This window comes from Marinobacter suaedae (assembly GCF_030519635.1).
Classification (GTDB): Bacteria; Pseudomonadota; Gammaproteobacteria; order Pseudomonadales; family Oleiphilaceae; genus Marinobacter; species Marinobacter suaedae.
This window is the reverse complement of sequence record NZ_JAUMIS010000001.1, coordinates 1,794,501-1,807,396: the sequence shown is the minus strand read 5'-3', so window position 1 is coordinate 1,807,396 and position 12,896 is coordinate 1,794,501. Positions and strand designations below refer to the sequence as shown.

The following is a 12,896-nucleotide window of genomic DNA, read 5'->3' as shown; positions in this document are numbered from 1 at the left end:
GTCCCGCGACTCCCTCATTCCGGCAGACAACTCTCGGGTGCCAGCTGGTCGTCGAGGGTTTCCCGTCGCCGAACCACGTGCACCTGATTGCCATCCACCATCAGCTCGGGAGGACGGTTACGGGAGTTGTAGTTGGAGCTCATCACGAATCCGTAGGCACCCGCCGATCGCACCGCCAGCAAGTCACCCGGCTGCAGGCTGAGGCTGCGGTCCTTGCCCAGGAAATCACCGGTTTCGCACACAGGCCCAACCAGGTCCCAGTTCTTTTCTGCACCGTCCTGACGTGGCTTCGCCGGTATAATCGCCTGCCAGGCGCTGTACAGAGCCGGGCGAATCAGATCGTTCATGGCCGCATCGATTACGGCAAAATTCTTGTGCTCGGTGCATTTCAAAAATTCGACCCGCGTCAGCAGGATACCCGCGTTCGCCGCGATCGACCGGCCCGGCTCCACCACCAGCTCCAGCTCCCGGTCACCAAGGTGCTCTGCCAGAGCGCGGACGTAATCCGACGGCTGGGGCGGCTGTTCCTGATCGTAAGTGACGCCAAGGCCACCGCCCATATCCAGATGCCGGATGACAATGCCCTGCTCCGCCAGGCTATCGATCAGTGCCATCACCCGGTCCAGCGCATCCAGGAAAGGTTCCACAGAGGTCAGTTGCGATCCTATGTGACAGTCGACACCGATAAGGTCCAGATTCGGCAGCTTGCTGGCCCGCGCGTACACCCCGGGCGCCTCCGCGATATCGATGCCGAACTTGTTCTCTTTCAGGCCGGTAGAAATGTAGGGATGGGTACCGGCATCCACATCCGGATTCACCCTCAGGGACACCGGCGCACGCACGCCCAGCTCGCCGGCCACAGCATTCAGCCGGTCCAGTTCGGTGTCGGACTCCACATTAAAACAGCGCACGCCGGCTTCCAGGGCGCGTTTCATTTCCCATTCCTGCTTGCCGACGCCGGAAAACACCACCTTGGCGGCCGATCCGCCGGCCCGGAGCACCCGTTCCAGCTCCCCGGCGGAAACGATATCGAAGCCAGCACCCAGGCGAGCCAGCACGTTCAGCACCGCCAGGTTGCTGTTGGCTTTGACCGCGTAGCAGACCAGATGTGGCCGACCGCTCAAAGCCTGGTCATAGGCACGGTAATGGCGCTCCAGGGTGGCCCTGGAGTACACGTAGGCCGGCGTTCCGAAACGCTCGGCAATCTCTGAGACAGGCAGATCCTCGGCGAACAGTTCACCGTCGCGGTAATTGAAGTAATCCATGGCTTCCCTACATCGTCCTACAGGTACAGAGGTGACGGACTAACGTTCAGTGTCTTCGTTATCGCGCGCTGGCTGGCCATACGTTCCGGTCCCGGCACGCTCATCGGACGGAACCGAATCCTGCAGATACAGGTCGCCTTTCTGGCCGCAGCCATAAAGCACCGGCGTTAGGGCCAGACTGACCAACAAAAGAATGGTGGCGCGCATTCCTGCAACCTCTGAATGTGTTTTCGCCCGAGTATACCCGACAGGCATCCTGCCGGGCGAGGCCACGATCGCAAGCTGGCGAACAGGGAGGAACGATCTCATCCTGTTCGTCCCATACCGGCAACCGATCTCGAGAGGCGCAGGAGCGCAATACAACCAAGCCCCTCGTCAAAATCGAGGATGATCGGGGCATGAGGACAGACAAAACGGTACTCAGGAGAGGTTCTTTTCAGCGACAGGATCAGTATTATGTGTGCTGAATCGTGGCATCCCCCAGAAAAATAAAAACATATTGTCACGCTCGCCAGATCACCGGCACATCCGACACCGAGATTACCGAGGCTCATCCATCGTGAAAGAGTTCGTCATCCGTCGCCATAGAGCAGACCTGTCGCAGAATTCCGACCGAAGAACCCTGTTGCGTATCGACGACGAAGGCAAGGTGATGTTCGCCGACCGATACGTCGAATCAGTATTGGGCTACGACGCCCGGGAGCTGCAGGGGCGACCTGTTCACGGCATCCTCGCATCCAGGCAGGACGACCCTTTCGTGCCGTCTAACTGGAACCGGATTGAGAGGGGCCAGAACGTTCTGGTGACCTTCCGGCACAAGGAGGGATTCTTCTTCACGGCCAGCCTGAGCATGCGTGTGAGCATGCGGGATTCGGACACCGCCGCCTCTGCCACTATTTCCCACCGGGATATTGCCTCCATCGACCCCCTCCTGCTTAAACTGGCCGAGGACACCGCCAGCGCCGGTATCTGGGAGCTGGATTCCCAGAACAACGAAATGACCTGGACCGATGGGCTGTTCAAATTGCTGGAGCTGCGCACTGACACAGAACTCACCCCGGAGCAGGCCCTGTTTTATTGTCAGACGGGCCAGCCCCGGGTTCGGGCCATGTTTCGCCGCTGCATTCAAACCGGCCGGTCGTTTTCGCTGGACCTGGACATCCTGACCTCCCGACAGAACGTCCGACGCGTAACCATTCATGGTCGTGCTCTCAAGCAATCCGGCCGGGTCGGCGGTACGCTTGTGGATCGCACCCGGGAAATGCAAAGGGATCTGGCCCGCCGGGATGCCGAACGGATCCTGGCAGCCACGACCCAGTCCACGCCGGATGTCGTCGCGGCGGTTGATCTCAAGCTCAACTTACTGCATTGCAACCACGCCTTTGTGCAGCAATTCGAAACCATCTTCGGTGTCCGACCTCGACCGGGCGACAGTCTGACAAGCCTGCTTACCGAGCATCCCAACGAACGACGGCTGATTGAGCGCCTGTGGCAACGAGCCTTTGACCGGGACAACTTCGTGGTGGAAATGCCACTGGCCCAACAAAATCGGGAATTACCGGTCTACGAATTCCATTACCAGCGCCTGACCAATGATCAGGGCGATCCCATCGGCGCAGTCCATGTCGGGCGGGAGATTGCCCCTCGAGCCAGCCACAGCGCCAGCAGCGAATACCGTATCCGGCACGACCCGGTGACCGGCCTTATGAACCGTCGAGCCTTCATTGCCCGCCTGCTCAGGACACTGGAACACAAGACCCACCGGGAATCCTGCGATAGCCTGCTCTACCTGGACCTGGACAAGTTCGAGCGTTTCAACGACCTGACCGGCAGTGGCACCTGCGACCGTTACCTGCGGGAACTGGCAGGCAATCTGGGCATTCGCGTGCGCCAGAGAGACGCGCTGTCACGCCTTTCGGGCGATACCTTTGTCCTGCTGATTGAAAACTGTCCCGAGTCCCGGGCCCGGAAAATCGCCGACAACATTCTCGATGCCATATCCGAGTTTGTATTCCAGTGGCAAGGCGAAAGCCTTCAAACAACGGCGTCCGGCGGGCTGCTTATCATGGACAACGATGCGCCGAATGATCCGGAGCTCTTGCTCAGCCAGGCCGCAGACCTGTGCCATACCGCCAAGATTTCCGGCCGCAACCGGATTCACACAGCTCGCGCCGCAGGAGAGCATGTCGACGAGAGCGAAGCCTGGAAGGAAGCGGAACAGATTCGCGAGGCACTGGACAACGAACGACTGATTCTCGAGTTCCAGTCCTTCAAACCGATTGCCAGCGCTACCTGGGGCGATCATATTGAAATCCTGGCCCGGATCCCTGCCAACAATGCCACCCAGGACACCCTTGGACCGGATCAGTTCCTGCCCATTGCTGAGCGCTTTGATCTGGCCAAGCGCCTGGACCGTCAGGTTATCCGACAGACCTTCATCTGGCTGAATTCTCAGTCCCTGCTGGAACCCCGACTCAAGTACTGTGGCTTCAACCTGTCGATTGCGAGTGTACTGGACGATACCTTCGCCGACTTCATCGAGAGCCTGCTGGACGACTCACCCTTTGACTCGGACTGTTTCTGCTTTGAAATTCGCGAAGCCCACGCCACCCAGTACCCCGATGAGGTGGCAGTCCTCTGTGATGCACTGCACAAGGCAGGGTGCCGGGTGGCCCTGGACGGTGCCGGCGCTTCGGTGGAGAGCTACAGTCTGGCCGCCAGGCTGCCGGTAGACATCATCAAACTGGACCGCCGGATGGTGGAGGATCTGGAGAAAGATCCGGTTCAGCAGGTGATGGTCGAGGCCTTGCACCGGATCGCCGAAGTGGCGGGTAAAGTCACCGTCGCGACCTGCATCGAAAGTGAAGATACACTCCGGAAGGTTCGTGCCCTGGGTATCCATTACGGTCAGGGTTTCCGGTTTTCCCGCCCGAAACCCTTGGCTGAACTGACGCCAGCAACCGTGCAACTGACGACCGGACGCATCGGCGGTTAACCCCGCGCCCGGGAATCCTGCCTGACTCAGCCCGCCAACCGGGCGCGAGCGCGAGCGCGAGCCACCGCGGCGCGAACCTGCTCCGGCGCGGTTCCCCCCAGATGGTTCCGGGCCTGAACCGAGCCTTCCAGCGTCAACACATCAAATACATCTTCGCCGATGACATCAGAGAACTGACGCAGCTCTTCCAGGGACATCTCGGACAGATCCCGACCTTCCGCCACACCGAAGGCGACGGACTTGCCAACGATTTCGTGGGCATCCCGGAACGGCACCCCTTTCTTGACCAGGTAATCCGCCAGATCGGTCGCCGTTGAAAAGCCCTGTTTGGCGGCCACACGCATGTTGTCAGCCTTGGAGCGAATGGCCGGAATCATGTCGGCGTAGGCTTTCAGACAGCCCTTGATGGTATCCACGGTATCGAACAGGGGTTCCTTGTCTTCCTGGTTGTCCTTGTTGTAAGCCAGGGGCTGACTCTTCATCAGGGTGAGCAGACTGATGAGGTGACCATTCACACGGCCGGTTTTGCCCCGCACCAGTTCCGGCACATCCGGATTCTTTTTCTGCGGCATGATGGAGGAACCAGTGCAAAAACGATCCGGCAAATCGATGAAGTCGAACTGGGCGGAGGTCCACAAGACCAGCTCCTCACTGAACCGGGACAGATGCGTCATCAACAGGGACGCAAAGCTGCAGAATTCGATGGCGAAGTCCCGGTCGCTGACCGAGTCCAGCGAGTTTTCAGTGGGACGGTCAAAACCCAGCAACCGGGCGGTCATGTCGCGGTCAATGGGATAGGTCGTGCCCGCCAGGGCGGCCGCTCCCAGCGGCATCACGTTCACCCGCTTGCGGCAGTCCTGCAGGCGGTCTGCGTCACGTACCAGCATTTCGTACCAGGCCATCAGGTGATGACCAAAGGTTACCGGCTGGGCCGTTTGCAGATGGGTAAAGCCGGGCATGATGGTGTCCGCTTCCCGCTCTGCCAGGTCCAGCAGTCCGGCCTTCAGGCGGGTCAGCTCCTCGGCGATCACATCGATCTCGTCCCGCAGATACAGGCGGATATCGGTGGCCACCTGGTCATTCCGGCTGCGACCGGTGTGCAGCTTTTTACCGGTGATGCCGATACGGTCGGTCAGGCGTGCCTCCACGTTCATGTGCACGTCTTCCAGGCTGACCGACCACTCGAACGCTCCGGATTCAATATCCGCCTTAACCCCGTTCAGCCCCTCGATGATGGCATCCCGCTCCTGGTCGGTCAGAACACCGACCGAGGCAAGCATGGTGGCGTGGGCAATGGAGCCAGTGATGTCATGGTGGTACAGGCGCTGATCAAAACCGACAGATGCGGTGAATCGCTCAACAAAGGCATCGGTGGGTTCGCTGAAACGTCCACCCCAGGGTTTTTCGGAGGTTGTGCTCTGTTCAGATTTTTTCTGATCCGTCATGATCTATCTTTCCTGCAAACAGCCCGGCATCATCTGGCGGGGAATAATAAGGTACATTGGATGTGGCGCGAGTATAGCATTCCGACCCCTGTAAGGAGCCACCCCTGAAAGGCGACAAGGCAGTAACATCCAACGAGTTTTTCGTTCCGGACCTGTGCCGGGTGCGGGCCGTTTTCATGCTTCTGGTGACCAGCGAACTGCTGGTGCTTGTATTGGCCATTGTTCAGGCCGAGTCCGGCTGGATTGACTGGAGCTTCTTCGGGCTCCTGTCCCTGTTCGTGCAATGGACCACGCTCACCAGCGCCGCCCTTATCTGTGTGTTCCGGGCGAAACTGGCCCAGTTATCCATTCCCATGGCCACCCTGTGCATTGTCGGGATCGTCCTGCTGGACGTACTGGCCTTCAGTCTATTCGCCGATAGCCTGCTGCAACCGAATCAGGATCTGGCTGCCTGGCAAAGCATCGCCAAGAAAATGCTGATGGCACTGCTGATCGTGTTGATCGTGCTTCGGTATTTCTACCTTCAGCATCAGTGGCAGGAACAACGGGAGGCGGAAATACAGGCGCATCTGGCGGCACTCCAGGCCCGGATTCAGCCTCACTTCCTGTTTAACAGCATGAACACCATAGCCAGCCTCATCGCCATCAATCCGGAACAGGCCGAAGAAGCCGTTCTCGATCTGTCCGAACTGTTCCGGGCCAGCCTGCGCAACACGGATCAGCTGGTGCCACTGGGGCGCGAGCTCGAGCTGTGCCGGCGCTACCTCGGCATCGAAGCGCTTCGCCTGGGGGACCGGCTGCACGTGGAATGGGACATCGCGCCGGGACTGGAGCACCAGGCCATTCCACCGCTGGCTCTGCAGCCACTGGTGGAAAACGCCATATACCACGGCATCCAGCCCTGCGCCGCCGGCGGCACGGTGCGGATCGAAGCACAGGCCCGGGGCCAGTTTGTCTACCTGCTGGTGCAAAATCCCAAGCCCGACCAGAGCGGTCGTCAGCATGAAGGTAACCGTATGGCACTGGGCAATATCCAGTCGCGCCTGGCCGCCCTGTTCGGGGAACCGGCCGTGTTGAAACACAGCCAGCAGAACGATACATATACGGTCACACTCCGGCTGCCGCGCCGGAAGTTGCCATCGCAATCCAGCGCCGGCTCAACTCTATGAATCGAAAAAGGTGCCACCTACTGCCATGACCAACCGCCGCATCCTGGTTGCCGACGACGAACCCCTGGCCCGCGAGCGCCTTCGGCGCCTGGTAGAAGCCCTGCCGGGCTACGAGGTTTGCGGTGAGGCGTCCGATGGTGATAGCGCACTGGCCCAGGTAGCTAAGCTGGAGCCGGACATCATGCTGCTGGACATCCGCATGCCGGGGCTGGATGGCATGGCGGCGGCCGCCCGGCTCGAAAAGCTGGCCAATCCACCCGCGCTCATTTTCTGTACCGCGTACGACCACTATGCCATCGAGGCCTTCGGGGTACAGGCCATCGCTTACCTGCTAAAACCTGTCCGGAAGGAAGCGCTGGCCGACGCCCTCAACCGTGCCGGACGGGTCAACCGGGTTCAGGCCCAGACCCTCGGTGCCCTGAACCTGGGAAGTGACGAGCAACTGGCGGTGCGGACCCATCGCGGTACCGAGCTGATTGATCTGGTCAACATCGTCTACTGTGAAGCCGACCAGAAGTACGTCACCCTGCGCCACACCCAGGGTGAAACGGTCTGTGATTACACACTGAAGGAGCTCGAGAGCACCTACCCGGGCCACCTTTTGCGCATCCACCGGCAGACCCTGGTGGGGGTTCGGTTTATCCAGGCGCTGACCCGCACGGATCAGGGCCAGGCGGTGGTCGAGCTCAAGGACGGACGAGGGGCACTTCCGGTCAGCCGCCGCCACGCCAGCAGCGTGCGCCAGTGGTTGCACGACCATCAGCCGGGCTAGGTTTTTCCCGAACAGAAGACCCACCGGCACGGGACATTTGGCCCATCAAAAGGTACCCTTGGCCCACCTATTTCGAACCGACTGAGAGAGTCATGTCCAAACGAACTCTTCGCATCGCGACCCGCAGCAGCGCCCTGGCGCTCTGGCAGGCAGAATTCATCAAGACCGAACTCGAGCGCCTGAACAGCAACGTGACTGTCGAACTGGTGAAAATCAAAACTCAGGGCGACAAGATTCTGGACGTTCCCCTGGCCAAGATCGGCGGCAAGGGCCTGTTCGTCAAAGAGCTGGAAGAAGCCATGCTGGATGGTCGGGCGGACCTGGCCGTTCATTCCATGAAGGATGTGCCCATGCACTTCCCGGACGGTCTGGGCCTGGTCGCCATCTGTGAGCGGGAAGACCCCACCGACGCCTTCGTCAGCAATCACTATGACAATGTCGATGCCCTGCCGGAAGGCGCCGTGGTCGGCACCGCCAGCCTGCGACGGGAGGCCCAGCTTCGGGCCTATCGTCCAGACCTCAACATCCATGTGCTCCGGGGCAACGTCAACACCCGCCTGGCCAAGCTGGATGCCGGTGAGTTTGACGCCATCGTTCTGGCCAGCTCCGGCCTGAAGCGGCTGGGATTCCACGATCGCATTCGTTATTCCATGCCGGATACCGTTTCCCTGCCTGCAGTCGGTCAGGGCGCGCTGGGCATCGAATGCCGCCTGGATGACACGGAACTGCGTGCCATGCTGTCCGAGCTGAACCATGAAGACACCTGGGACCGGGTTTCCGCCGAACGTGCCCTGAACCGCCGGCTGGAAGGCGGCTGCCAGGTGCCGATCGCCGCGTACGCGCTACTGGAAGAGGATGACACCCTCTGGCTGCGTGGATTGGTCGGTGCCGTTGATGGCAGCCAGATTTTCAGAGTGGAAGGTCGCGCTCCCCGGAAAGAGGGCGAACGACTGGGCAAGGAACTGGCCGAAGACCTGCTTGCCCTGGGAGCAGACAAGGTGCTGGCAGACATTTATGGCCACACCCCACGCTGATTCAGCCCCACTAACCGGCCGGCGCATCCTGATTTGCCGGCCGGAACCGGAAGCCTCACGCCTGGCCGGATGTTTCCGGGCTGCGGGGGCCGAGACCCGCACACTCCCCCTCATTGAACGCCAGCCCCTGCCCGAAACACCCGAGAGGCGCACCCTGATCCTGAACCTGGATCAATTCACCCACATCATCGTTGTCAGCCCTTACGCGGCCCGGCTGCTGCTCGAAGAGCTGGACAACTGGTGGCCGCAGTTACCTACGGGCATTCAGTGGTACGCGGTCGGCTCCGGCACCGCTTCGGTACTCACCAGGCACGGCATCAGCACCCGCAAACCCAGCCATGGCTGGACCAGCGAAGCGTTGTTGGCGCTGCCCTCCCTGGCCAGATTCAGTGGAGAGCAAGTGCTGCTGGTGCGGGGTGAAGACGGGCGGGAACTGATCCGTCAGACCCTGGAGCAACGAGGCGCCAGGGTAACGGCTCTTCCGCTTTACCAGCGCCGCGTTCCGAATCACACTGAACAGGAGATCCAGAGCGCCATCAAGGACTTCGCTCCGGACGCTGTCATTGCGCTATCTGGCGAAACCTTGAACAATCTCATCGCACTATGTGGAAATAGCAGCCATAATCTACACGACAGGTTATTGATTGTTCCCGCCGCCCGAGTCGCCGAGCAGGCCCGAGCAGCAGGGTTCGTGAATCCGTGCATACCAGGAAGCCTTGCCGATACTGACATCGTGGCCAGTGTTGCAGATCAACTTCACGGCCGGGACGGTGGCTTCGGTTCAGCCAAGTAAGGACGCCCGTGACTGAGACAACTGAAGAAGCAAAAGAACAACTGCCCGCTCCCATCTCCAAAGACAAACCCGCGCGACCGCGACTGTGGCCGATATGGCTCATTGCGTTACTGGCCCTGGTCGCTGCTATCGCACTGGGGTTGTGGAACTGGCAACAGTGGAACAACAATCAGGCGCTGATACAGGCCGTGGCAGACCTCAAAACTGATACCTCGCAGATGGCGGATCGCCTGGGCGACGGGCGCAGCGAACAGAGCCAACGCCTGCAAAGCCTGGAGAGCAAGCTGAACGAACAGCGCGAACTGATTGCCACCCAGCAGCGACAAATCGACCACAACGCCCGCGAACTTCTGGAATCCGGCAACCGCACCCGCACTGACTGGCTCCTTGCCGAGGCCGAGTATCTGCTACGCATCGCCAATCAGCGCCTGATCATTGAAAAGGACATCAAAGGGGCCCTGTCGGCGCTGCAAGCGGCCGATGAGGTCCTTAAGGAGTCCGATGACATCGGCGTTTTTCCGGTACGCCAGCAAGTCGCCAAGGAAATGCTCAGCCTCAAGAGCATCAGTGATGTGGATCGCACAGGGCTGTACCTGACCCTGGAGGCCGCGATCGAGAGCGTCCATCAACTGACCGATCAGGCTCTGATCAACAGCCAGGCGCCGGACTTCAACATTGAGGATGGCGGAGAACCGGCAGCAGAAGGTACCGAGGAACCGGATGCCCTGGACCTGGCCTGGAACGACTTCAAGGAAACCATGATGCAGGTGGTGGTGGTGCGCCGTATGGATGAGCCGGTCAAACCGCTGCTGTCACCGGACCAGAGCGCCTATGCCCGTCTGAATCTGCAGCTGATGCTGGAAGAAGCCGAAATGGCCGTACTCAGGGGCAATCAGACCCTGTATGAGCGCGCCCTGACCAAAGCCACGGACACCATCGATAACTGGTACGACGACAGCCATCCGCGGGTGAACGCCCTGGCAGAGACCCTGGCTGAACTGACGGGCAAGGACGTTGATCCCGAGGTGCCGGACATCAGCAAATCGCTCTCTTTGCTCAAACAGCGTCTGGCAGGCCGCCTGGCGCCGGAAGGCGACTCGGAACAGAACTCCGGAGGCAGTAACGGAGGCGGCAATTCATGATTCGCGTGTTACTTATTCTTCTGGTTGCGCTGCTGATCGGTACGGGTCTGGCATTGGGTCTTCAGTACGACCTGGGCTATATCCGGGTCAGCTTTGGCAACTACCTTGTCGAAACCAATTTCTGGGTTGGGCTGGGCCTGCTGGTGGTCATCACTCTGCTCATCCAGCTGTTCATCGGCCTCGTGCGTCGGATGGGCCGCAGCGGTGGCGCAGTGAAAGGCTGGCTGTCCCGAGGCAACAAGCGCCGGGCCCAGCGGCGCACCACCAACGGACTGTTGGCGCTGGCCGAGGGCAACTGGCCCCGGGCCCGCAAACTGCTCACCACCTCCGCCAACAATGCCGACACGCCGCTGATTAACTATCTGGCGGCTGCCCAGGCCTCCTTCGAGTGCGGCGACTACGACGGTGTTGAGGAACTCCTGCGCAGAGCCTTTGAGAGTACCCCCGGATCAGACATGGCGGTGGGCATCACCCAGGCGCAGTTGCAACTGGCGGGCAATCGGTACGAACAGGCACTGGCGACGCTCGTCAGACTACGCAAGCAATCGCCTAACCACCCATTCGTCCTCAAACTGCTGAAAAGCACCTACCTCAAGCTGGAGGATTGGAAGGAGCTGGCCAGACTCCTGCCAGAGCTGAAGAAACACGATGTCTTGCCGGAAAGCGAGTTCCACGAACTTCAACGGCAGGTGTGGCACAACCTTCTGGAAACCGCGGCTGAGGAGTGTCGGAAGCGTCGTCAGGATGACCCTGGCGCGTCACTGGAACCCCTGACCCGCCTGTGGGACGAACTGCCGGGCTATCTGCGCCGGGATGAACATACCATCAAGGACTACGCCCGACTGCTGGCAAACCTGGGCGACGAGGCCCAAACCGAAACTCTGCTACGCAAGGTACTTCGGAACCACTGGAGTGATGAGCTGATCAATCTGTATGGCCGGATTGAGGGTCAGAATCCGGACGAACAGCTGATTATGGCCGAACAGTGGCTGAAGGATCGACCAAACAATCCCGAGCTGTTGCTGGCCCTGGGGCGCCTGAGCCTGCGTAACGAACTCTGGGGCAAGGCCCGGGAATATTTTGAAACCAGTCTGCATCTGCGCAGGAGTAGGGAAACCCTGGCCGAACTCAGCCGATTGAATGCTCACATGGGCGAGGAAGAGGTCAGCATCAAACTGATGATGCAGGGGCTGGCAAAGGACAACAGTCTGCCGGAACTGCCGATGCCCAAGGCCTGAGGAACCGGGCCGGAACCGATCATCCGGCCCGGCTACCGATCAGTTTCTGGGCGCATACTCCAGTACATCAGAGAAAAACGCATCCGCCGGCAAACCCGCGTCCAGCAGTGCATCCATCAGGGTATACACCATGGTAGGCGAGCCGCTGGCGTGTACCTCTACGTTTGACCAGTCACCACCGGCAGCCAGCACCGCCCGTACAAGCTGGTCGTGATGGCCGCTCCAGTCGTTATCCTCGTCGTCGCCGACCACCGGAAGGAAAGTAAAGCTGGGCAAGTCGGCTTCCCACTGCTGGGCCATGGAGCGAAGATACATGTCTTCATGGCGACGCACTCCCCAGAAAAGCTTGATGGGCTGGTCGTAGGACGTGCTACCCAGGTAATCCATCAGACTTTTCATCTGGGCAAAGCCCGTGCCCGCAGCAACCAGAAATAATGACTTGCTCGGCGCGCCCGCCAGACAAGCCTTGCCATAGGGCATATCAAGGGAAACCTCGGCGCCCGGTTTCAAGGCGTCGATGACTTTCTGGGCCGAGCCCCAATCCGGGGATGCCTGAATGTGCAACTCCAGATTCTCGGCCGCCGGGCCACTGGCAATGGAGAAGAAACTGGGGCCCTCACCGGGCAGGTTCACCGACAGATATTGGCCGGCGTGGAAGGTCAGATCCCGTCGCCGCGGGAGCTGGAGCTCGACACGATAGACATCGTGATTGATGGATCGCACATCGACCACCCTGGCCTGAAATTTACTCGGCTGAATCGCTCCGGCTGCCATAACAGCGTCTATCTCCAAAGTTAGGTTCTCGAGCGGCAGACTTCTGCACATCATCAGACGCTCGCCAACCTGTATTGTGTGTTGATTTCGGGTATTCAGGGCGGTGCCGGCCCGTACCCGAGCCTCGCAAATTTCGCATACCCCATTGCGACAGGCCTCGGGGACGGCAATGCCCGCCCGCTTGGCGGCACTGAGCAGGTTGTCCTCAGGCGCCGCCCGATAACCAAGCCCGGAAGGCTCAAGAATGACATGATACACCCGGCTGACCT

11 protein-coding genes are annotated in these 12,896 nt (G+C 60.2%); 7 read left to right on the top strand and 4 right to left on the bottom strand.

Translation table 11 applies throughout. From position 1 onward, the window contains the following. Positions 1-14: 14 nt before the first annotated feature. Together lysA and lptM are read right to left on the bottom strand one after the other, a co-directional pair. Positions 15-1,265: a diaminopimelate decarboxylase gene (lysA, locus tag QVZ43_RS08245; RefSeq protein ID WP_302909541.1), complete on the bottom strand. Its 1,251-nt coding sequence runs from the start codon at positions 1,263-1,265 to the stop codon at positions 15-17. Between the two features lie 39 nt (positions 1,266-1,304). Beyond that, entirely contained in the window at positions 1,305-1,472 is a 168-nt protein-coding gene (lptM, locus tag QVZ43_RS08240; protein ID WP_223795825.1) for an LPS translocon maturation chaperone LptM, read from the bottom strand. Positions 1,473-1,824: 352 nt separating this feature from the next. Between lptM and QVZ43_RS08235 the strand changes: the two genes are divergently transcribed. Continuing rightward, positions 1,825-4,260 (top strand): EAL domain-containing protein, encoded by a 2,436-nt coding sequence (locus tag QVZ43_RS08235; protein ID WP_302909540.1) that lies wholly within the window; start codon positions 1,825-1,827, stop codon positions 4,258-4,260. Positions 4,261-4,286: 26 nt separating this feature from the next. Here the strand turns inward: QVZ43_RS08235 and argH are convergent, their stop codons facing one another. Next, positions 4,287-5,705, bottom strand: coding sequence for an argininosuccinate lyase (gene argH / locus QVZ43_RS08230; protein ID WP_302909539.1), 1,419 nt, complete (start codon positions 5,703-5,705; stop codon positions 4,287-4,289). A 176-nt stretch (positions 5,706-5,881) separates the two neighbouring features. Between argH and QVZ43_RS08225 the strand changes: the two genes are divergently transcribed. The 6 genes from QVZ43_RS08225 to QVZ43_RS08200 all read left to right on the top strand — a co-directional run bounded on the left by QVZ43_RS08225 (position 5,882) and on the right by QVZ43_RS08200 (position 11,853). Continuing rightward, entirely contained in the window at positions 5,882-6,874 is a 993-nt protein-coding gene (locus tag QVZ43_RS08225; protein ID WP_302909538.1) for a sensor histidine kinase, read from the top strand. A 25-nt stretch (positions 6,875-6,899) separates the two neighbouring features. Continuing rightward, complete coding sequence (locus tag QVZ43_RS08220) at positions 6,900-7,646, top strand: LytR/AlgR family response regulator transcription factor (protein WP_302909537.1); 747 nt, start codon at positions 6,900-6,902, stop codon at positions 7,644-7,646. A 92-nt stretch (positions 7,647-7,738) separates the two neighbouring features. Continuing rightward, a complete protein-coding gene (hemC, locus tag QVZ43_RS08215) occupies positions 7,739-8,680 on the top strand; it encodes a hydroxymethylbilane synthase (protein WP_302909536.1) in 942 nt (313 codons plus the stop codon). Further along, positions 8,661-9,473 (top strand): uroporphyrinogen-III synthase, encoded by an 813-nt coding sequence (locus tag QVZ43_RS08210; RefSeq protein ID WP_302909535.1) that lies wholly within the window; start codon positions 8,661-8,663, stop codon positions 9,471-9,473. Before hemC ends, QVZ43_RS08210 begins: the two co-directional genes overlap by 20 nt. Before the next feature lie 8 nt (positions 9,474-9,481). Further along, a complete protein-coding gene (locus QVZ43_RS08205) occupies positions 9,482-10,615 on the top strand; it encodes a uroporphyrinogen-III C-methyltransferase (RefSeq protein ID WP_302909534.1) in 1,134 nt (377 codons plus the stop codon). After that, positions 10,612-11,853, top strand: a complete 1,242-nt coding sequence (locus QVZ43_RS08200; RefSeq protein ID WP_223795817.1) for a heme biosynthesis HemY N-terminal domain-containing protein — start codon at positions 10,612-10,614, stop codon at positions 11,851-11,853. Before QVZ43_RS08205 ends, QVZ43_RS08200 begins: the two co-directional genes overlap by 4 nt. Positions 11,854-11,892: 39 nt before the next feature. On the opposite strand, the gene QVZ43_RS08195 is transcribed toward QVZ43_RS08200, so the two are convergent. Then, complete coding sequence (locus tag QVZ43_RS08195) at positions 11,893-12,885, bottom strand: 2Fe-2S iron-sulfur cluster-binding protein (RefSeq protein ID WP_302909533.1); 993 nt, start codon at positions 12,883-12,885, stop codon at positions 11,893-11,895. Positions 12,886-12,896 lie beyond the last annotated feature (11 nt).